At 68.7% G+C, this 20538-nt stretch carries 22 protein-coding genes; 10 read left to right on the top strand and 12 right to left on the bottom strand.

Translation table 11 applies throughout. The features are described from left to right. Positions 1-70: 70 nt before the first annotated feature. Positions 71-418, top strand: a complete 348-nt coding sequence (locus tag H074_RS18970; RefSeq protein WP_007031662.1) for a DoxX family protein — start codon at positions 71-73, stop codon at positions 416-418. 2 nt (positions 419-420) lie between these two features. On the opposite strand, the gene H074_RS18965 is transcribed toward H074_RS18970, so the two are convergent. The 3 genes from H074_RS18965 to H074_RS18955 are packed head-to-tail and all read right to left on the bottom strand — an operon-like array spanning position 421 to position 1896. Then, positions 421-762, bottom strand: coding sequence for a VOC family protein (locus H074_RS18965; RefSeq protein ID WP_007031661.1), 342 nt, complete (start codon positions 760-762; stop codon positions 421-423). Positions 763-800: 38 nt separating this feature from the next. Further along, positions 801-1433: a transcriptional repressor LexA gene (lexA, locus tag H074_RS18960; RefSeq protein WP_235096815.1), complete on the bottom strand. Its 633-nt coding sequence runs from the start codon at positions 1431-1433 to the stop codon at positions 801-803. Then, positions 1324-1896: a nuclear transport factor 2 family protein gene (locus H074_RS18955; protein WP_235096811.1), complete on the bottom strand. Its 573-nt coding sequence runs from the start codon at positions 1894-1896 to the stop codon at positions 1324-1326. The genes lexA and H074_RS18955 overlap by 110 nt, the downstream gene beginning before the upstream one ends. 128 nt (positions 1897-2024) lie before the next feature. On the opposite strand from H074_RS18955, the gene H074_RS18950 reads away from it, so the two are divergent. Continuing rightward, a complete protein-coding gene (locus H074_RS18950; protein WP_007031658.1) occupies positions 2025-2459 on the top strand; it encodes a hypothetical protein in 435 nt (144 codons plus the stop codon). Position 2460: 1 nt separating this feature from the next. Here the strand turns inward: H074_RS18950 and H074_RS18945 are convergent, their stop codons facing one another. Next, the gene (locus H074_RS18945; RefSeq protein WP_007031657.1) at positions 2461-2904 is read right to left on the bottom strand and encodes a MarR family winged helix-turn-helix transcriptional regulator; all 444 of its coding nucleotides are present in this window, start codon (positions 2902-2904) and stop codon (positions 2461-2463) included. 53 nt (positions 2905-2957) lie between these two features. Here H074_RS18945 and H074_RS18940 point away from each other — a divergent pair, with 53 nt between their 5' ends. Further along, the gene (locus tag H074_RS18940) at positions 2958-3329 is read left to right on the top strand and encodes a VOC family protein (RefSeq protein WP_007031656.1); all 372 of its coding nucleotides are present in this window, start codon (positions 2958-2960) and stop codon (positions 3327-3329) included. Between the two features lie 129 nt (positions 3330-3458). Continuing rightward, positions 3459-4595: an FAD-dependent oxidoreductase gene (locus H074_RS18935; RefSeq protein WP_007031655.1), complete on the top strand. Its 1137-nt coding sequence runs from the start codon at positions 3459-3461 to the stop codon at positions 4593-4595. Position 4596: 1 nt separating this feature from the next. Here H074_RS18935 and H074_RS18930 read toward each other — a convergent pair whose 3' ends face one another. Further along, positions 4597-5121 carry a TetR/AcrR family transcriptional regulator gene (locus tag H074_RS18930; RefSeq protein WP_007031654.1) on the bottom strand — a complete coding sequence of 175 codons (525 nt, stop codon included), beginning with the start codon at positions 5119-5121 and terminating at the stop codon, positions 4597-4599. Positions 5122-5240: 119 nt separating this feature from the next. Here H074_RS18930 and H074_RS18925 point away from each other — a divergent pair, with 119 nt between their 5' ends. Beyond that, entirely contained in the window at positions 5241-6596 is a 1356-nt protein-coding gene (locus H074_RS18925; protein WP_007031653.1) for a carotenoid oxygenase family protein, read from the top strand. 79 nt (positions 6597-6675) lie between these two features. On the opposite strand, the gene H074_RS18920 is transcribed toward H074_RS18925, so the two are convergent. The 4 genes from H074_RS18920 to H074_RS18900 all read right to left on the bottom strand — a co-directional run bounded on the left by H074_RS18920 (position 6676) and on the right by H074_RS18900 (position 10759). Next, positions 6676-7206, bottom strand: a complete 531-nt coding sequence (locus H074_RS18920; protein ID WP_007031652.1) for a hypothetical protein — start codon at positions 7204-7206, stop codon at positions 6676-6678. Next, complete coding sequence (locus H074_RS18915) at positions 7182-8342, bottom strand: right-handed parallel beta-helix repeat-containing protein (protein WP_007031651.1); 1161 nt, start codon at positions 8340-8342, stop codon at positions 7182-7184. The genes H074_RS18920 and H074_RS18915 overlap by 25 nt, the downstream gene beginning before the upstream one ends. 330 nt (positions 8343-8672) lie before the next feature. Next, positions 8673-9800: a C40 family peptidase gene (locus tag H074_RS18905; protein WP_007031650.1), complete on the bottom strand. Its 1128-nt coding sequence runs from the start codon at positions 9798-9800 to the stop codon at positions 8673-8675. After that, positions 9800-10759: a nucleoside hydrolase gene (locus tag H074_RS18900; RefSeq protein ID WP_007031649.1), complete on the bottom strand. Its 960-nt coding sequence runs from the start codon at positions 10757-10759 to the stop codon at positions 9800-9802. The genes H074_RS18905 and H074_RS18900 overlap by 1 nt, the downstream gene beginning before the upstream one ends. Positions 10760-10812: 53 nt before the next feature. On the opposite strand from H074_RS18900, the gene H074_RS18895 reads away from it, so the two are divergent. After that, positions 10813-11571, top strand: coding sequence for an acyltransferase (locus H074_RS18895; RefSeq protein ID WP_007031648.1), 759 nt, complete (start codon positions 10813-10815; stop codon positions 11569-11571). A 103-nt stretch (positions 11572-11674) separates the two neighbouring features. Here the strand turns inward: H074_RS18895 and H074_RS18890 are convergent, their stop codons facing one another. Beyond that, the gene (locus H074_RS18890) at positions 11675-12241 is read right to left on the bottom strand and encodes an NADAR family protein (protein WP_200865793.1); all 567 of its coding nucleotides are present in this window, start codon (positions 12239-12241) and stop codon (positions 11675-11677) included. 105 nt (positions 12242-12346) lie between these two features. Between H074_RS18890 and ilvA the strand changes: the two genes are divergently transcribed. Further along, positions 12347-13603 carry a threonine ammonia-lyase IlvA gene (gene ilvA / locus H074_RS18885; RefSeq protein ID WP_039922778.1) on the top strand — a complete coding sequence of 419 codons (1257 nt, stop codon included), beginning with the start codon at positions 12347-12349 and terminating at the stop codon, positions 13601-13603. Between the two features lie 63 nt (positions 13604-13666). Here the strand turns inward: ilvA and H074_RS18880 are convergent, their stop codons facing one another. Next, the gene (locus H074_RS18880) at positions 13667-15103 is read right to left on the bottom strand and encodes a short-chain fatty acyl-CoA regulator family protein (RefSeq protein WP_007031645.1); all 1437 of its coding nucleotides are present in this window, start codon (positions 15101-15103) and stop codon (positions 13667-13669) included. A 228-nt stretch (positions 15104-15331) separates the two neighbouring features. Here H074_RS18880 and aceA point away from each other — a divergent pair, with 228 nt between their 5' ends. From aceA to H074_RS42085, 3 genes are all read left to right on the top strand, one after another. Beyond that, a complete protein-coding gene (aceA, locus tag H074_RS18875) occupies positions 15332-16618 on the top strand; it encodes an isocitrate lyase (protein WP_007031644.1) in 1287 nt (428 codons plus the stop codon). Between the two features lie 124 nt (positions 16619-16742). Further along, complete coding sequence (gene aceB / locus H074_RS18870; RefSeq protein ID WP_007031643.1) at positions 16743-18347, top strand: malate synthase A; 1605 nt, start codon at positions 16743-16745, stop codon at positions 18345-18347. A gap of 352 nt (positions 18348-18699) precedes the next feature. After that, positions 18700-18831: a hypothetical protein gene (locus H074_RS42085; protein ID WP_268744768.1), complete on the top strand. Its 132-nt coding sequence runs from the start codon at positions 18700-18702 to the stop codon at positions 18829-18831. Between the two features lie 379 nt (positions 18832-19210). On the opposite strand, the gene H074_RS18865 is transcribed toward H074_RS42085, so the two are convergent. Continuing rightward, positions 19211-20464, bottom strand: coding sequence for a glycosyltransferase family 4 protein (locus H074_RS18865; RefSeq protein WP_007031642.1), 1254 nt, complete (start codon positions 20462-20464; stop codon positions 19211-19213). Positions 20465-20538: the final 74 nt, after the last annotated feature.

Below are 20538 nucleotides of genomic sequence, written 5' to 3'. Positions count from 1 at the left end.
CGTGCTGTCACATCGGGCCGGTGGCCGGGGTCAATCCGACGAACCACCGAGAAGCCGAGGAGAAACCGAAATGACCACCGCCTATGTCATCGTCACCGTCGTCGGAGCGTTCATGGCCGCCTTCTCGGCCGCCTCGATCTTCTTCCGCGCCAAGTGGGTCGTGCGGCCGCTGGCCGACTACGGCGTTCCTCGCACTTGGTGGACTCCGCTCGGGGTCGCCAAGGCCGCGGGCGCGCTCGGCCTGATCGCCGGCCTGTGGGTGCCCGTGCTCGGCGTCGCGGCCGGGATCGGCCTGGTGCTCTACTTCACCGGTGCCGTGATCACCGTGCTCCGCGCGCACTGGCCCTCGCACGTCGCGTTCCCGTTGATGTACCTGGCGCCTGTCGCCGCTTCGCTGGTGCTCGGATTCGCCGCCTGAGGTCAGGAGTCCGGGGACCACACGGCGAGTTCGGCGCCGCCGGGCTCGCGGAAGTGGAACCGGCGGCCGCCGGGGAACGAGAAAGGCTCGACCGTGACGACTCCGCCCGCGGCCTCGACGGAACCCCTCGCCTGGTCGAGGTCGCCGGTGCGGATCGTCACCAGCGGCGCGGCCGTCTGCTCCGCGGTGTCCTGCTGGAAGCCGAACGAGACCGCGCCGCCGCTCTGGACATCGGAGTACGTCGGGCCGTACGACGTCGCCGTCCACCCGAAGGCCTTTTCGAAGAACCTGCTCGAGTCCGCCGCCGAACTCGACGGGAACTCGACGAAGTCGATTTCGTACATGGGCGCCGAAGCTACTCCCGGCCACCGACAGAAACGCGTCAGACGCTGCGCAGCACGGAAACCACGACACCGAGCACGGTCGCGCGGTCCCCGTCGATGACGTCGTAGGCGGGGTTGCGCGGTTCGAGGTACACGTGGCCGTCGCGGCGGCGGTACACCTTGACCGTGGCCTCCTCGTCGATCATCGCGGCGACGATCTGGCCGGAGTGCGCCTCCTGCTGCTGCTTTACCACGACGATGTCGCCGTCGCAGATCGCCGCGTCGATCATCGAATCACCGCGCACCCGCAGGCCGAAGACGTTGCCGCGCCCGGTGAGTTCACGCGGAAGGGTCATCACGTCGTCGACGTGCTCGACGGCCGAGATCGGTGTCCCCGCGGCGATGTCACCGACGACGGGGACCGGTACGGAGTCCTCTGTGGATTTCTTCGACGTGGTGCCGTGCAGGAAGGCGCGGACGTCGATGGGGCGGGAGATCGAGCTGCTGCGGCGGAGAAAACCCTTCTCCTCCAAGGCGGCCAGATGCTTCGACACCGAGGACGTCGAGCGCAGCCCGACCGCTTCACCGATCTCGCGCGTGCTCGGCGAGTAGCCGTACTCCACCACCCATTCGCGGATGGTCAGCAGGATCTTCTGCTGCCGCTCCGGCAGGGAAGCGGCTTCCTCGAACAGTTCGAGATCGTGGTAGGCGGTCATCAGCGGAATGGTAGTTCGTGCAGACCGCCGCGATCGCCGCGGTGTCCCAGTAGAACGGCCGCACCTCGGTGATGCGCCCGTCCTCGACGGTGATCGTCTGCAGGATCGGGAAATCCAGCTCTCGGCCGGTGGCCCTGGCCCGGGCGCGCACGTGGGTGAGGACGACCAGCGGGCTGGTCTCGCTCAGGAAGTTCTGCGACACCATGTCGAAGACGTCCCAGGTGCCGCTCATGGCGGCGAAGAACCGTTCCATGCCCTCGTGTCCGCGCCAGATTCCGCCGTAGGGCAGGCCTTCCGCCTGGTGCAGCACCACGTCGGGAGAGAAGAACGGGGCGAGCGGCGCGAAGGTCGCCTCGCCGGGACCGCCCGCGGCGAGGTACTCGGCTTCGGCCGCGTACATGCCCTTGAGTACGGACAGGGCGTCTGTTGTCGTTGTCACGACGACCACTGTGATGCGCGGCGAACCTGGCCGCTGGCGGTTATCCGCCGTGGGGATCGGCCGGATGGCGGCCCGGCCGGGCCGAAAGTCCGATCCCGCGACCGTTTCCGCAGGGTTGACTCGATCGTATGAACACGAAGATCACCGCGGCGGTCCTTGCCGCCGCGACGGCCACGGTCGCCCTGTCCGGATGCGGGCTCAAGGAAGGTCTGACCGAAAAGGCGAACGGACACGTCAAGACGGTCGGCTACGCGACCGGCGCGGAGGGCAAGCGTGACAAGGATGCCCGGCTGCCGGAATGGGTGCCGGACGGGGCAGCGTCGATCACGGAGGTCATCCGGACCACGGGTTCGGAGCGGCTCCTGAGATTCACCGGCGGGACGCTGCCCGCCGTCTGCGTGCCGGGGGCGGCCGCGGCACAGGCGGCCACGCTCGCCGCCGAGTGGTGGCCGCAGGGACAGGAGAGCAGGACCGACAAGGTCTGCGGTGAATGGCACGTGCTGGTCCAAGGCGCCGACGTGTTCGCGTTCAAACCGGAGACGTCGGTGAGCACGCGATCCTGAGTCACTCGGAGAGCGCGTCGGTGCAGGCGGCGAGGTCGTGCAGCAACCTGCCCCGCTGGGCCGCCGAAAACGGCGCGAGCATCCGGTCCTCGACCGTGCGCACGATGCCGCTGGCGGCGCGGAGCCGCTCGCGTCCGGCGGGGGTGAGCGTGCTGGGCAGGGCGCGGCCCTGAGGCGCCGTCGTCGGGCGGGTGACCAGTCCGCGGTCCTGGAGGCCGCGCAGGACCAGATTCATCGACTGCCGGGTGACGAACACGGCCCTGGCCAGTTCCGCGTTCGACAGCCCCGGTCGCTGGGAGAGCACTTCGAGACAGGAGTACTGCGGCACGGTCAGATCGAGGGGGCGCAACGCGGTGTCCATCGCCGTCCGAAGCGCCGTGGCCGCTCGCTTCAGCATGTACCCCACCGACAGGTCCAGCGGGCCGACCGTCTCGCCTTGACTCATGTCAGCATCATGACATACCTTCGCTATGTCAACACCCTGACATGGAGGACGACATGACCGTGACCGGACCCGATTTCTTCTCGCTGCAGGTACGCGACCTCGACCGTGCCGCCGCGTTCTACGAGACCCACCTCGGACTGCGCAGGTTGCCCGTCGCACCGCCGCACGCGGTGGTGTTCGGAACCGAGACCATCCCGTTCGCGGTGCGGGAACCCGTGCCGGGGACGGATCTCGACGCCATCTCCCCGCGGCCGGGGTCGGGAGTCGCGTTGTGGCTGCACGCCGACGACGCGCAGGGCCTCCACGACCGGCTGGCCGAGGCGGACGTCCCCATCCTCACGGAGCCGTTCGACGGGCCCTTCGGCCGCACGTTCGCCTTCTCCGACCCGGACGGCTACGCGATCACCGTGCACGACAAGGCCTGATCCCGCCTGCCCGGTTCCGTTCTTCGGCTGACAGCGCCTGCCAGACCGGAGTCAGCGTCGTGTGCGCCGCCTGTCAGTGGCCCTCGACAGTCTCTGGAATGTCATTCCAGAAGCGATCGAGGGGTCATCATGCACACACCTGTCACGATCATCGGCGCCGGACTCGGCGGCCTCACCCTGGCCAGGGTCCTGCACGTCCACGGCATCCCGTCCGCGGTCCACGAAGCGGAAGCGTCCCCGACCTCGCGCCTGCAGGGCGGGATGCTCGACATCCACGACTACAACGGCCAGCTCGCCCTCGAAGCCGCCGGGCTGATGGACGAGTTCCGCGGCATCGTCCTGGAGGGCCGTCAGGCGCTGCGGGTCCTCGACGCGGACGGGACCGTCCTGTTCGAGCGGGGCGACGACGGCACGGGCGACCGCCCCGAGGCGCAGCGCGGGGACCTGCGGCGGATGCTGCTCGACTCGCTCCCCGAAGGCACCGTCCACTGGGGACGCAAGGCCGTCGGCGCCCGGACGCTCGACGACGGCCGCCACGAGGTGACCTTCGACGACGGCACCACCGTCGTCGCGGGTCTCCTGGTCGGCGCGGACGGCGCCTGGTCACGGATCCGGCCGCTGCTCACCGGCGCCGTTCCCGAGTACTCCGGCACGTCGATCGTCGAGACCTATCTGTACGACGCCGACACCCGGCACGCCGCGGTGGCGAAGACGGTCGGCGGCGGATCGATGTTCGGGAACGGGACCACGGAGGGCATGGGTATCAACGCCCACCGGGAAAGCGGCGACACCCTGCACGCCTATGTGGAGCTCAACAAGCCGCTGGAGTGGTTCGACGCCATCGACTTCACCGACGCCGAAGCGGCCAAGGCACGGATCGCGGCGGAGTTCGACGGCTGGTCGCCGGAGCTCACCGCGCTGATCACCGAAAGCGACATCGCGCCGATCCACCGCCCTGCCTTCACCCTGCCGTTCGGGCTGCGCTGGGAACGTGTTCCCGGCGCGACCCTGCTCGGCGACGCCGCGCATCTCGCGCTGGCGAACGGCGAAGGCGCCAACCTGGCGATGCTCGACGGCGCCGAACTCGGCAAGGCCCTCGCGGCGCGTCCCGACGACGTCGAGGCCGCCCTCACCGAGTACGAACAAGCCATGTTCGTCCGCTGTGAAACGCCCATCAAGGAGGACTTCCTGCTCGAAAGCATCTTCGGAGACGGCATCCCTGAGCGACTGCTGCACCTGTTCGGGATCGAGGAGCGGAAGGCCTGAGTCAGGCCGTGTCGCCGGCGAGGGCCTCCAGGCCGCGGACGATCGTTTCCGCGCCGGGGGCCCGATCCGGGGCGACGAGGTGCTGCATCATCACGCCCACGATGAGGGCGAGCTGGACGGCGCCCGCCGCGTCGGCGTCGGTGGGGGACAGGCGTTCGCCGAGGACCTTGCGGGCTTCGTCCTGGGCGTCGGCGAGCCGTTCGCGCAAGTCCGGGAAGCGGATGGCCTGGGTGGCGCTCTCCAGAACGGCGGTCCACAGGTCGCGCTGCTCGGTGAAGGAGCCGACAAGGCTCTGCCAGATGGCGGTGGGCGAAGTGCCCTCCGGTTCCCGCAGCCGCTCGACCGCTTCGGTGGACAGCTCGATCATGGCCTCGTTCATGAGGGCCTCTTTGGATCCGAAGTGGTACCCGATGGAGCCGAGGTTCGCGCCCGAAGCGGCGGTGATATCCCGCGCGGTGGTGTGCGCGTAGCCGCGTTCGACCAGGCAGCGTTTGGCCCCGTCGAGGAGGTCCTCTCGTTGTCCCATGCGGCGATCCTAGACGGCCGCTGTGACAGGCGTCTTATACAAGCGTATTATACAAATGTTCAATACGTTTGTATGATCGGTCTTGCCGGAACGAGCCGGCCTCGCACAAGGGAAAGACGATGAACCCCAACCGCTACGTCCTCGGGAACTTCGCCCCGGTCACCGAGGAGATCACCGCCTTCGACCTGCCCGTCACCGGGAAGATCCCGGACGACCTCGACGGCCGCTACCTGCGCATCGGCCCGAATCCGCTCGGCCTGGAAGACGCGGCGGCGCACATCTGGACCCTCGGGGAGGGCATGGTCCACGGCGTGCGCCTGCGCGACGGCCGCGCCGAGTGGTACCGCAACCGCTGGGTCAGGTCGGCCTCCGTGGCCGACCGGCTCGGGGAACCGCGTCGCGGGCGGGTCGCCGACGAGCGCCTGGACTTCGCGCCGAACGTCCAGATCGCTGGACACGGCGGCCGCCTTTACGCGCTCATCGAAGGAGGTCTGGCTCCATACGAGCTGACCGGCGAACTCGACACCGTCGGACCCGCCTCCCTCGGTGTCACGGAACAGGGCTTCTCCGCCAACGCGCACAGCAAGTACGACCACGAGACCGGCGAACTGCACTCGCTGGCCTTCCGGTATGGCGCGGATTTCGTGCAGCACATCGTGATCGGCCCCGACGGGCGCAACCGGAGCGTCACCGACATCAAGGCGCCGACCCTGCCGTACATGCACGACTTCGCGCTCACCGAGCACTACGTGGTGCTCTACGAGTCCCCGATGGTCTTCGCGCCCGAGCGTCTGGCGACGGGGGTGCCGTTCCAGTGGAACCGGGATCTGCCGTCACGACTGGGACTGCTGCCGAGGGCGGGCGGGACGGTGCAGTGGTTCGAGACCGCGCCCGTCATGGTCGGCCACACCCTGAACGCCTTCGAGGACAACGGAAAGGTGGTGGCGGACGTGGTCGTGCATCCCAGGCCGGTGGACTTCGGCGACGTCGGTGCCTCGAAGCCCGTGCTCGAACGCTGGACTGCGGACTTCGCGGCCGGCCGGGCCACGCGCGCGCTGCTGCACGATCGCCCGCAGGACTTCCCGCGCCTGAACGGCCGGTTCGGCGGAAAGCCCCACCGCTACGGCTATTCGGCGGCGGCAGAGCTGTACGCCACCCCGAGCGTCACCGAACCGGACCGCCCCGACGAGGGTTTCAGCAGCGCCCTCCTCAAACACGACCTTCTGACCGGGGTCACCGAAGCCCATGAGTTCGGCCGTGACGCGAACGCGGGGGAGACCGTGTTCGTCCCGTCGGCCCGGGCGGCGGAGGAGGACGACGGCTACAACCTCGTCTACGTCCACGATCGCGACCGGGGCGCGGCGGACCTGGTGATCCTCGCGGCGCAGGACTTCACCGGCGATCCGCTGGCGAGAGTCCACCTGCCCGTCCGTGTCCCGCTGGGACTGCACGGCAGCTGGATCCCCGCCGCCTGAGTCCGGCGGATCCGGCCCATGCTCACCGGCCAGGACCTGAAGCCCCGCCTGCGTGAGCGTCTCACCGGTATCGAATTTTTCAAGCCCAGCCGATCCGTTCGTAGAACGGCGTGATCCACACCCGGAACCGCTCCCTGAAAACCTCCTGAGCAGCGGCCACGACGGCGTCCGGATCCTCGGCCGGCGCCAGGCCGCGTTCCTGAAGCCACTCGACGAACTTCTCGTGTGAGCCGCTGTGGTCGTCGTCTTCCTCGCGGTAGTAGTAAGCCGAGTCGTGGTCGACCATGATTTCGGCGTCGTAACCCAGCAACCGCAGGAAATCCGTGAAGTCGCGGGCGACGACCTGCTCGCCGCCCTCGTCGCCGAAGACCACGACAGGCGACAGGGCGAGGTCCGTCTCGTCGTCGGATCGCCAGATCGCGTACGTCGAGCCGCTCCCGTTCGCCTGGGCGAAAGGGATCAACCGCGAAAGGAACTCGGGGTCGTCCAGTTCCTGGGGGAAACGGCCCTTGTCGTCGTAGTCGTACAACTCGAAACCGTCGGCGAGGTAGTCGCGGGTCGAGTCGTAGAGGTCCTTCAGCTCGTTCAGGACGGGGATCGGTGAGTACACGCGGTCACTCTATGCCGGTCAGGCACGGCGTCCGGCGGTGCCGACACGTTCAGGACATCGGTCAAGGTCGCCGGCCGGAACTGCGGCTGGAGAGTGCTCGCCGACTCCGACTGGTACTGGAAACCGGTCGGCTGTGCGTTCAAACCTCGGCAGCCGTGGCCCGCGATACCCACGTGCCGGGCCTCGTCCTCGTTGCCCGACACGGTCCAGTTCCGCACACCGTTGACCGCGTAGCCGTAGCCGAAATATGCCCCTTTCAGGGCGTTGTTCCGCACGGTGCCGCCGTAGACGACGCCGGGGTCGCAGGACCACACCTGTTGCCCCATCGCGATCCCCACTTTGATGAACGCCCCCTGGGCGTCGATGACGTTGTCGCGCACCGTGGTCCCGGAGAAATTGCCGTGGAACGGGGCATGGTCGACCATGTTGATGCCGCCCAGCAGTGTGCGAGTTCGCGCGGTGATGGTGTTGTGGGCGACGGTCGAGCCCGGTGCGCCGAAGATGACGATCCCGCCATCGGTGGCATCGATGACGGTGTTGTCTTCCACCAGGCTGTGGCCGCAAGCGAGCGAAATCCCGTCGGCCCACATTCGGAAGGTGTCATCGCCCGAAGGACCGACGGTGTTGCCCGCGATCCGCCCGTTCTGGCACTCCGGCGTGTCGTTGACGACCGCACCTTCGATGAAATGAATGCTCGACCAGGACCGGGTGTCGTGCACGTAGGTGTCCTCGACCGCTTGGTCCCGCGCGGCACCCATCTCCAGCAGCGCGCCGCCGTTGGCGTGCCCGAGCGCGGACCGGTTGCCGTCGACCTGAATGTTCCGCACAGCGACGCCGGACTGGCGATAGGCGATCACCGCGGTTGTCACCGGCGCGCTCGCCAGCCGGAGGATCGCCCGGCGGGAGTCGGCGGGCAGGTCCTGGGTGTAGAGCTGCTGATCGGGGGCGGTGAAGGTCACCGGGTTGTACAGCAAGAACGTGGCACCTGGGCACAGGATCGCCCTCGCGCCGGGGCCGACGAGCGCGGCGTTGATCGCGGCCTCGGTGCCGGACGCGATGCATGGCGTCGCCGCGGCAGCCGGTACGTCGTAGGTGATCGCGGGAAAGCCGGCGAACGCGGCGGCGACGGTCAGCACGTGACGGCGCTTCCGCCTCCCGTGGAGCCGGCCTGCGGGGCGAAGTCGAAAAAGGCGCATGGCTATCGAGGAAGTCCTTACCGAGCTGGGTGCTCTGATCTGAGTGAACCTCCGCCGCACCCGGCCGGCAGCACGCCGGCACCTACGATGGCAGCATGCGGACAGTGCGACGTCGTGTCGCCACGACCATCCTTTTCTTTGGCTCGTCGGTCCACGGTCACACTCATGCTGATACAGCCACCGTCGCGGCACGACATGGCGAGATGGCGGCCTACCGTCAATGGCGAAATACGTCAGCAGCCGTCGAGCGCCATACAGATGCAACAAAGCCTAATTCGTCGGACGTCCCGCTCCGGCGTAATCGTCGCCCTGCTTCCGGTAGGTGTGCACCTGCACCGCTTGCCCGGTCTGCGGAGCGTCGATCATCTGCTGGTTCCCGATGTACAGCCCGACGTGGTGGATCTTCGTGTTCGGCTCGCCGTAGAAGATCAGGTCGCCCAGCTGGGGATCGGTCACCTTGCTCACGCTGTGGTACTGCGTGTGGGCGGTGCGCATGAGCTTGACGCCGGCGCTGGCGTACGCGGCCGTCGTCAGACCGGAGCAGTCGAATCCGGGGTCGCTGCCGCCGGTGCCGTTGCCGCCCCAGACGTAGGGCAGCCCGATCTTGTCGATGGCGAAGTTGACCGCGCTCAAGGCCGCCGCGTTCGGCGGCTGCGGGCTCTGGCCGACCGTGCCGTAGACGTTCACCGTCGCGAGCGTGCGGTGCATCAGCAGCGGCGCGGGCTGCAGCGTGCTCACCGCGTTCCACCACGTCTGGCCCTGGCCGAGGTCGCGTCCGCCCGCGCACAGGGCGCGTCCGGCGGTGAGCGTGGCGTCGTCGATGTTCTGCGGGTTCGGTTTCCCGCCGCTCGCCGAGGCCTGGAACTGGTTCCACACCGACGGCGTCAGCTGCAGCGGGCCGCTCGCGTTCGCGGACGAGACGACCTTGTTGTAGAAGTCGCGGACCTCGACCGCGCCGAGCGGCACGGTCATCACGCCGTCGGCGTTCAGGCCCGAACCGGTGGCGCGGCCGTGATCGGAGGCGATCTTCCCGAGCGCGGCCAGCGTCACCCAGGAGAGGCGGCAGCCCGGCGTTTCCTTGCCCATCGCCACGGTGGTCTTCGCGTATCCGGTCATCGCGCGAAGCGGGATGTCGAGCCAGCCGCTGGTCTTCGACACCCAGGCGTCGAACTCCTGCCCCATCTGCTGCGGGACCTTCGGCTGTTCCTTCGGCATTTCCGCGGGGGCGGACGACGACGGCGGCGGCGCGGGCGGGGCCGAGGACTGGACGGCGGCGGCCTCCGTTTTCGGTTCGTCTTTCGGCGCGAAGGTGATGGCGGCGACCAGGGCGGCGCCCGCGACGACGACGGCGGCGATGATCACCGGGAGTCTGCGGCGGCGGGAGGTTTCCTGTTCCATCATCGGCCCCCGATGATCCGGCCCAGCACGAACTCGCGGAAGGCGTCGACATCGGTGGTCAGCGCGACGTCGATGGTGCGGCCCGGCACGGCCTGCGGATCGGTGCTTCGCAGCCTTCGCCGGTCCACCAGTGTCGCGCCGCGCGCGGGGCCGAAACCGCACTCGACGTCCACGGGGTACGACTCGATGTCGAGGATGCCCGGCCGGATCGCCTCGGCCACCGCGACCGCGTCGTGCATGACCATCCCGGGCAAGCCGAGGATCGGGGTGTAGTGCTCGACGTAGGTGGGTGTCAGCGCTTCGAGCGCCGCCCCGAGCGGCCCGGACGCGGCGAGTTTGCCGAGCCAATCCGTGTCGACCGAGCACTGGTGCGTGATGTCCAGCGGCACCAGCACCGTCGGGATGTCCTCGTCGACCAGCACCCGGCGCGCGGCCTCGGGATCACTCCAGATGTTGAACTCGGCCGCCGTGGTGGAGTTCCCCTTGGTCACCCCGCCGCCCATGACGACGATCCGGCCGATCTTCTCGCGGATGTCCGGATGGGCCGCCAGCAGCAGCGCGATGTTCGTCAGCGGGCCGATCGGGGCGATGGTCACCGGCTCGTCGGCGGCTTCCAGCAGATCCACCAGCAGGCGGACGGCGCCGCGTTCGTCGAGCGGGCGCTTCGCCTCCGGCAGCGTCCCGGCGTGGCCGGACAGGCCGTCCTCGCCGTGGACGAACCCGGCGGGCTTGGCGTTGTCGTACACCAGCGGCCGCGCGGCGCCGGCGGCGACGGGGACGTCGTCACGGCCGAAGAGCTGCAGCAAGCGGCGGGCGTTGGCGGTGGTGTGGCTCAGCGGGACGTTGCCGAACACCGTGGTCACGCCGAGCAGGTCGACGTCCTCGGATTGCGTGGCCAGCGCCAGCGCGAAGGCGTCGTCGACCCCCGGGTCGGTGTCGATGATCAGCTTGGTGCCCATGCGCGTGCTCCCCTTTGCGGTCGGCGGCCTGATCACAGGTTACGGTCACCGGTATGACGTCCATGTGGGGTGCGCCCGCGCTGTCGCGGCTCCGCGCCTGGGGCCAGGCCCGTCGTGATCCGCGTCAAGCGAAGTTCCTGACCAAGGACTCGCTGCGCTGGGTGCTGCGAAACCGCGCGTACACGCCTTGGTACCTGGTCCGGTACTGGCGGCTGCTGAAGTTCCGGATCGCGAATCCGCACATCATCCTGCGGGGGATGGTGTTCCTCGGCAAGGACGTCGAGATCCACTGCCGTCCCGGCTACGGGCGGCTGGAGATCGGCCGCTGGGTGCACATCGGTGACGGCAACGCGATCCGCTGCCACGAGGGTTCGCTGCGCATCGGCGACAAGGCGGTGTTCGGGCGGCAGAACGTCCTCAACGGCTACCTCGACATCGAACTCGGCGCGGCCACGCTCGTCGCGGACTGGGTGTACATCTGCGACTTCGACCATGTCACCACCGACATCACCGTCCCGATCAAGGATCAGGGCATCGTGAAGTCGCCGGTGCGGATCGGCCCGGACACCTGGATCGGCACCAAGGTCTCCGTGCTCAAGGGCACGCGCGTCGGCCGCGGCTGTGTGCTCGGCGCGCACGCCGTGGTGCGGGGCGAGATCCCGGACTACTCGATCGCCGTCGGTTCGCCGGCGCGCGTGGTGCGGAACCGGCAGGACGACTACGCCGCCGACGCCGCTCGCCGCGAGGCTGTCGCGGACATGGCGCGCAAGGCGAACAAGGCGCTGCAGAAGACCCTGGGCGTCGATTCCTGACTCGCGTGATCAGAGACGTGACTCGCGTGACTGGAAGCCGCATACGTGAGTTCGGTTTTCAATCACGCGAGTGCGGTTTCCGATCACGCGAGTCACGCGAAAACTAGCCGCGCAGTTGCTCGCGGACCTCCATGAGCGCGAAGCCCAGGAGGTTCTGCCCGCGCCAGTAGTCGGGGCGGGTGGCGTTCTTGTCCTCGCGGGCGACGCCGCTGCCCCAGACCAGGTCCATCTTCGACGCCTCGACGATCACCTTGTCGCCCGTGCTCAGCAGGAACTCCCGCTCCTCGGCGTGCTGGCGGAACTTCTCCAGGTTGCCGTCGATGATGATGTCGAAGCGGTGCCGCTCCCACACCTCGGCGTCGAAACCGGCGACCTCGCGGCCGAGGATCTTGGCGATTTTGGGATCCGGCGCCTGACGGATGTTCGCCGCGGCCTCGTGATCGCCGAACAGTTCCGCCTTGCTCGCCATCATGTAGTGCTCGGCCGTCGGATACCGCTCGCCATCCACGACGAACGGCGCCAGCCACCACTGGCTCAGGCAGGCCGCGTTGACCCGGCCGCTCTTGAGCGGGGTGTGGCCGTAGAAGAGCTGGTACCCGGGCTCCACGCCACTGTGGACCAGCTCGCGCAGCGCATCGAGACTCCGGACTCCGTCGACCTTGCTCACCATGGCGACCAGTGGACCACAGGCCACCGACAACCTGTGAACTGGATCCAGCGCCCCGCGCAGACCACTCTCCGTCGTGGCCGGGGGCGGTCAGTACATTCAGCATTCGTGCAAGGGATCGAAACGGTGAGCGCCCGAACGGTCGAAGAGGCCGCCAAGCGATTGGCCGGGGTGGTGACCCGCACGCCGCTCGAACCGAACGAGCGGCTCTCGGCGCGGGTCGACGCCCGGGTCTGGCTCAAACGCGAAGACCTGCAGACCGTGCGCTCGTACAAGATCCGCGGTGCCTACAACTTCATCGTCCAGCTCGACGCGGAGCACCGGGAGCGCGGCGTCGTCTGCGCGAGCGCGGGCAATCACGCGCAGGGCGTCGCGTACGCGTGCCGCCGCCTCGGCGCGAACGGCCGCGTCTACGTTCCCGGCACGACTCCCCGGCAGAAGCGCGAGCGCATCGCGACGCTGGGCGGCTCGCACATCGAGGTCATCGTCGTGGGGGAGACGTACGAAGACGCTTTCACCGCCGCGAAGCGCGACGCCGAGAGCACCGGCGCGACGCTGGTCCCCGCGTTCGACGCGCCGGAGACGGTCGCCGGGCAGGGCACGGTCGCGATGGAGGTCGTCGCGCAACTCGGGTTCGTCCCGGATGTCATGGTGGTGCCGGTCGGCGGTGGCGGACTGCTCGCGGGGATCGCCGCGTGGGCCGCGGAACGGGCGCCGGAGATGCGGATCGTCGGCGTCGAACCGGCGGGCGCGACCTGCATGGCGGCGGCGCTGGCGGCCGGGGGGCCGGTGCGGCTCGAGAGCGTCGACACGTTCGTGGACGGCGCGGCGGTCGCGCTGGCCGGATCGGTGACGTATCCGCTGATCCGTGACGGCGGCGTCGAACTCACCGACGTCGCCGAGGGCGCGATCTGCACGGAAATGCTCGCGATGTACCAGTCCGACGGCGTGATCGCCGAACCCGCGGGCGCGCTCGCGACCGCCGCGCTGGGCACGACGGTGAAGATCGACCCCGGTCAGATCGTGGTGTGCGTCGTCTCCGGTGGCAACAACGACGTCAGTCGCTACGGCGAAGTGCTCGAACGGTCGCTGATCCACGAAGGGCTGAAGCACTACTTCCTGGTGGGGTTCCCGCAGGAGCCCGGCGCGCTGCGGCGGTTCCTCGACGAGGTCCTCGGGCCGGACGACGACATCACGCGGTTCGAGTACGTGAAGCGCAACAGCCGCGAGACCGGCCCGGCGCTGATCGGCGTCGAACTCGCGCGGCCCGGTGACCTGGAAGGACTGCTGCACCGGCTGGAGGTGAGCCCGCTGCAGGTGGAACGGGTGGAGCCGGGCAGCCCGCTCTTCCACTTCCTGGTCTGACGACCCCGCAATTAGTCACCTACTTGCGGCAGCCGGTCACCCTGCCAGGGAGATCAGGACGGCTCAAGGCGCCTTGGGCACCGCCGGGTACGGGACGAAGGTGCTGGTGTTCTCGTCGACGGTGAGCTGCTTGCCGATCGTCGGGAACGCGCGCTGCGAGCAGGCCGGGCGTTCGCAGACTTTGCACCCCATGCCGATCGGGGTGGCCGCGGCGCGGTCGTCGAGGTCGAGCCCGGTCGAATAGATCAGCCGTTTCGCGTGCCGCAGTTCGCAGCCGAGGCCGACGGTGAACGTCTTGCCGGGGCTGCCGTAGCCGCCGATGTTGCGTGACACCGTCCGCGCGATCCAGAAGTAGCTCTTGCCGTCGGGCAGGGTCGCGATCTGCGTGAGGATCTTGCCGGGCTGCGTGAACGCCTCGTAGATGTTCCACAGTGGACACGCGCCGCCGACGCGGGAGAAGTGGAAACCGGCCGCGGACTGGCGTTTCGACATGTTCCCGGCCCGATCGACCCGCACGAACGAGAACGGCACGCCGCGGTTCTTCGGGCGCTGCAACGTCGAGAGCCGGTGACAGACGGTCTCGAAGCCGACGCCGAAGTGGTCGCACAGCCGCTCGATGTCGTAGCGGAAGCGTTCCGCGGTCGACAGGAACGGTCCATAGGGGAGGATCAGCGCGCCCGCGAAGTAGTTCGCGAGCCCGACCCGGGCCAGCGAACGGGCGGCGGGCCCGGAGAACGCCCACGAGTCGGCGAGTTCGGTGATCAGGTCGTCGTATTCGAGCAGGGCGATCTGTGAAGCCATCCGGAACGCCTGCTGCCCGACGCGCAGGCTCGGCGCCAGCCGCAGCACTCGCGGCCCCGGTTCGTACCGGTGCTGTTCACCGTTGGTCTCGTCGATGCCCTCGCTCGTGACGTCGACGCCGTAGCGCTGGATCAGGGTTTCCTTCAGCGCCGCGAGCACCTGGCCGCGTTGCAGCGGGATGTCGTGCGCCATCCGTTCGGCGCGTTCGTCCAGCTCGGCGACGTAGTTCTCCCGCTCGTAGAAGAAGTCGCGGACCTCTTCGTGCGGCAGGGCGGTGGCGGCGCTTCCGTGCAGGCCGAGGCCGTTTTCCGTGGTCAGCGCGGCGGTGTTCTCGACGGCGTTGCGGTAGCTGCGGTGCAGTTTGACCAGGGCCTGGGCGATCGTCGGCAGGTTCGTGGCGAGATCGTTGAGCTCGCTGTTCGTGGCAGTCAAGCCACTGCCGCCGAGCACCTCGTCGAGCAGCGCTTCCTTCACGTCCGCGACGAGCCGGGCGGTGTCGTTGTTGGCGAAGAACTCGGTGTCCACTCCGAACGCTTGCGTGATGCGAAGGAGCACGGGGACGGTCAGCGGACGCGAGTTGTGCTCGATCTGATTGAGGTAACTGGGTGAGATCTCCAGCACACGAGCCAGGTCCGCCTGGCTCATCGACCGGCTTTCGCGCAGATGCCGCAGCTTCGCTCCGGCGAAGGTTTTGTCCACTGAGGCCTCTCTGTCCGCAAGGTTTCCGGGCCTGAACGATTCAGTGAACGGTCAAGCCCGTGAATTTTCGCTCCGCTTGCGAACCTGCGATTCGCAACCTTTGCAAGAGGCTACGGAAGCTTCGCAGAAATTGGCAAATTGGAGGCCTGGATCGGATTTCCCCTGTCATGTCAGGGTCGAATCAGGAAAGGCGATCACTCGCAAACTTCGCAACACCGGGAGAATCCGATGACTCAGCACGCGCAGCAGCTGGAGCAGGCGGCCGCCGAACTGGCCAAGCAGTGGGAGACCGACCCCCGCTGGGCGGGCGTGAAGCGGTCGTACTCCGCGGCTGACGTGGTCAAGCTGCGCGGCAGCGTGGTCGAGGAGCACACGCTCGCTCGCCGCGGCGCCGAGAAGCTGTGGGACCTCCTGCACAACGAGGACTACGTCCACTCGCTGGGCGCCCTGACCGGTAACCAGGCGGTGCAGCAGGTCCGCGCCGGCCTCAAGGCCATCTACCTGTCGGGCTGGCAGGTCGCCGCCGACGCCAACCTCTCCGGCCAGACCTACCCGGACCAGAGCCTCTACCCGGCCAACTCGGTGCCCGCCGTCGTCCGCCGCATCAACAACGCGCTGGGCCGCGCCGACCAGATCAACTGGGCCGAAGGCAACACCGACATCGACTGGTACGCCCCGATCGTCGCCGACGCCGAGGCGGGCTTCGGTGGCCCGCTCAACGCCTTCGAGCTGATGAAGGGCATGATCGCCGCCGGTGCCGCGGGTGTGCACTGGGAGGACCAGCTCGCTTCCGAGAAGAAGTGTGGTCACCTCGGCGGCAAGGTGCTGATCCCGACCAAGCAGCACGAGCGCACGCTGAACGCCGCCCGCCTCGCCGCGGACGTGCTGAACGTGCCGTCGCTGATCGTCGCCCGCACCGACGCGCAGGCCGCCACGCTGATCACCAGCGACGTCGACGAGCGTGACCGCAAGTACGTCACCGGCGAGCGCACCGCCGAGGGCTTCTACAACGTGACCAACGGCATCGACCCCTGCATCGACCGCGGTCTGGCCTACGCCGAGTACGCCGACCTGCTGTGGATGGAGACCTCCAAGCCGGACCTCGAGGTCGCCCGCCAGTTCGCCGAGGCGATCAAGGCCAAGTACCCGAACCAGATGCTGGCCTACAACTGCTCGCCGTCGTTCAACTGGAAGAAGCACCTGGACGACGCGACGATCGCGAAGTTCCAGCGCGAGCTCGGCCACATGGGCTACAAGTTCCAGTTCATCACCCTGGCCGGCTTCCACGCCCTGAACTACTCGATGTTCGACCTGGCGCACGGCTACGCCCGCGAAGGCATGACCGCCTACGTCGACCTGCAGGAGCGCGAGTTCGCTTCGGAGGACCGCGGTTACACCGCCACGAAGCACCAGCGCGAGGTCGGCACCGGCTGGTTCGACAACGTCGCGACCGCGCTGAACCCGGAGAGCTCGACCACCGCGCTCGCCGGCTCCACCGAGGCCGAGCAGTTCTGATCCCTCGCAAGTAGGTGCCAGGTGGCGGTCTTTCGACCCCGGGAGACCGCCGCTTGACCCCTACCCCCTCATTCCTCCACTTCCCCCACGAACTTTCTTTCGCGAAGCCCAGCGGAGGCACACCATGGTCGAGAAGCTGAACTACCGGATCGACGTCTGCGGACCCGCCGGTGACCGGTTCGACGAGATCCTCACCCCGGCCGCACTGGACTTCGTGGCCAAATTGGACAACGCGTTCGCCGGCCGCCGCCGCGAACTGCTCGACGCCCGCCGTCTGCGCCGCGAGAAGCTGCAGTCCGGTGAGGAGCCGCTGGGCTTCCTGCCCGAGACGCACGCCATCCGCGACGACAGCAGCTGGTCGGTCGCCCCGTCCGCGCCCGGTCTCGAAGACCGCCGCGTCGAGATCACCGGCCCGACCGACCGCAAGATGACGGTCAACGCGCTCAACTCCGGCGCGAAGGTCTGGCTCGCCGACTTCGAGGACGCGACCTCGCCGACCTGGCACAACGTGATCGACGGCCAGCTCAACCTGTTCGACGCGATCCGCCGCAACATCGACTTCACCACCGAGGCCGGCAAGCGCTACACGATCGGCGACGAGCCCGCGACGATCGTCGCCCGCCCCCGCGGCTGGCACCTGGTGGAGAAGCACATCCGCATCGACGGCCGCCCGGTTTCGGCGAGCCTGGTCGACTTCGGCCTCTACTTCTTCCACAACGCGCGCCAGCTGCTGGCCCGCGGCAGCGGCCCGTACTTCTACCTGCCGAAGCTCGAGAACCACCTCGAAGCGCGGCTGTGGAACGACGTCTTCCTGCTGGCGCAACGGGAACTCGGCATCCCGCGCGGCTCCGTCCGTGCCACCGTGCTGATCGAGACGATCACCGCCGCGTTCGAGATGGAGGAGATCCTCTACGAACTGCGCGAGCACGTCGCCGGGCTGAACGCCGGCCGCTGGGACTACATCTTCAGCGTCATCAAGAACTTCTCCTCGCACGGCGCGGACTTCGTGCTCCCGGACCGCGCGCAGGTGACGATGACCGTCCCGTTCATGCGGGCCTACACCGAACTGCTGGTGCGCACCTGCCACAAACGCGGGGCGCACGCCATCGGCGGCATGGCCGCGTTCATCCCGAGCAAGGACCCGGAGATCAACGCGACCGCACTGGAGAAGGTCCGCCAGGACAAGGAACGCGAGGCGAACGACGGTTTCGACGGCTCGTGGGTCGCGCACCCCGGCCTCGTCCCGGTCTGCCGCGAGGTGTTCGACGAGGTGCTCGGCGGCTGGCCGAACCAGCTCGGCAAGCTCCGTGAGGACGTCGTCGTCACCGCCGAGGACCTGCTCGACGTCGCCAGCGCCGGCGGCGAGGTCACCGAAGCCGGTGTCCGCGCCAACATCAACGTCGCGCTGCGCTACATCGACGCCTGGCTCCGCGGCACCGGCGCGGCGGCCATCCACAACCTGATGGAGGACGCCGCCACCGCCGAGATCGCCCGCTGCCAGGTGTGGCAGTGGATCCGCAACGGCACGAAGCTCGAAGACGGCACCGCGCTCACGCGCGAACTCGCCGTGTCCTATTTGGACGAAGAGCTGGCGTCGGTCCAGTCCGAACTGGGCGAGGGCAACCGGCTCGGCGACGCCTACGAGATCTTCACCGAGACCGCGCTGGGCGAGAAGCTGCCGAGCTTCCTCACCACCGGTGCGTACGCGCGATACCTGACCACGCACTGATTCAGGCTCCGGCCGCCCCTACCTGACGCGGGGCGGCCGGGTTCCACACCGGTTTGGGACGGTGTGGCCCAACGGGTCCGGTGGCGGAGGCTCCCCGCCACCGGACCCGCTTCACGCGCGCGCTCTTCCGGTAGCGCTGTCGGGCGTGCGTTGGTCCGTGAAGGCCTCCTTGAGGGACCCAGGGTCCCTCAAGGAGGCCTTCACGGACTTGAATCCCGCGCGGAAAGGGTCGAACCGGTCACGGACCGCGAATAGGTAGGGGTACCTGGTGATACCCCCGTTGTTTCGACGACGGGTCGCGTGGATGCTCGGCGCCGGGTGGGAATTCCGCCCGTTTCCCCGAGGAGCCACCATGAAGAAGCAGTTGAGAACCGTCTTGGCCGCAGCCTTCGCCGTCCTCGCCGTCGCCCTCGCCGCCCCCGCGGTGTCCGCCTCGGCCGGGGTCTCGGTGCAGCCGGACTGTGTCCGGCCCTGCCACTTCTGATCTTCGTCACCTAAAGCAGACCCGGGGGTCGCGCCCCTCGCGACCCGCGACATGCGTGGAGGGGGGATCCGGTTCCCCCGACGTACCGGGTTCCCCCTCCGCCCCACCGCGTTTAGTCACCTGAATGCGATGGCTTTCCCGAAGAAACTCGGCCTTCATGCCTTCCCGAGTACATGAAGGGGTCCTTCACAGCGCCTGGCGCAAGAAAGGGGGCCTTCATGTACCTCAGGCGGATAAAGCACCCCGGGGCAGACCGCCGAGTGGGGAAGATTCCGGACGTTCAACGTCCGGAATCTTCCCCACTCACCTCTCGTCGGCGTTCGGCGCGAGCCCGAATCGCAACGCGCCCCACCGCGTTTAGTCACCTGAATGCGGAGGTTTACGGCTCGAAGGCGTTGCCCGTCGCGATCTTCGGCCGCCCCAGTTCCACCGGCTCACCGACCCGCGCCCGCCGGTAGACCGCGACGGTCGCCTCGGCGATCCGCCCCCAGTCGAAGTCCGCGGCCAGGCGCGACTGCGCGGTCAGCGCTCGCCGGGCGGCGGCGACCTCGTCGTCCAGCACCGCTTCGACGGCGTCCCCGAGGGCGTCGACGTCGCCGGGGCTGAACGCCAGGCCGGTCTCGCCGTCGACGACGACCTCGCCGAGCCCGCCCGCGGTCGAAGCCACCAGCGGCGCCTTCGCGGCGGCCGCCTCCAGCGCGACGATCCCGAACGGTTCGTACCGGCTGGGCAGCACGACGGCGTCGGCCGCGGCCAGCACGGCACGCAGTTCGCGATCGGACAGGTGCCCGACGAAGTCCACCGCGCGGCGGACGCGCAGCTTGCGGGCCTGGCCGACCAGTTCCTCCAGATGCCTGCCCTTGCCCGCGACGACCAGCCGCGTCCCCGGTTTGGCGCGGCGGATCCGGGGGAGCGCGGCGAGCAGGTCCTGCACGCCCTTCTCCCATTCCAGCCGTCCGAAGTAGAGCAGCAGCGGCGCGCCGGAGGGACTGTAGACCTCGCGCGCGTGCGCGACCTCTTCCGCGGGCACCTGCCACGTGCGTTCCTCGATGCCGTTGTGGATCACGGTCACCGCGTCGCCGTCGACCTCGAACAGGTGCGCCACCTCACGGCGCATGGCCTGCGAACAGGTGATCAGCGCGTCCGAGCGGTTCGCGAGCCACCATTCCACGGAGTGAACCTGCTGGTTCAGCGGATGCGAGAGCCAGCCGGAGTGCCGCCCGGCCTCGGTGGCGTGGATCGTGCCGACCAGCGGCACCCGCCCGGCCTCCGCGATGGCGATCGCGGGATGGGTGACCAGCCAGTCGTGCGCGTGCACGACGTCCGGCTGCCAGGTGCGCAGCAGGTCGGTGGCGGCGCGGACCATCGCGTGTCCCATGGCCAGCGTCCACGCGACGAGGTCCCGTTCGAAGGTCACGTGCATCGGATCCTCGGCGACCCGGATGATCCGGACGCCCTCGACCACGCGATCGGTCCTCGGATGGGTCTCGGCGTCGGTGCCCGCCGTGTGACGGCACAGGACGACCACGTCGTGCCCCTGCCGGGCGAGATGCCTGGCCAGGGCGTGGACGTGCCGTGCGAGTCCGCCGACGACCACGGGTGGGTACTCCCACGACAACATCAGCACGCGCATGGGTGGAGGTTACTCGTGAGTCGGTCGTCGCCGGGACGGGGCGATCACGCCCACCGGTGGAGCCGGGCGAGGGC

The sequence above is a fragment of the Amycolatopsis decaplanina DSM 44594 genome (genome assembly GCF_000342005.1).
Lineage (GTDB): Bacteria > Actinomycetota > Actinomycetes > Mycobacteriales > Pseudonocardiaceae > Amycolatopsis > Amycolatopsis decaplanina.
Note: the sequence above shows the minus strand (reverse complement) of the source record. Positions and strands in the feature narration are given on the sequence as shown.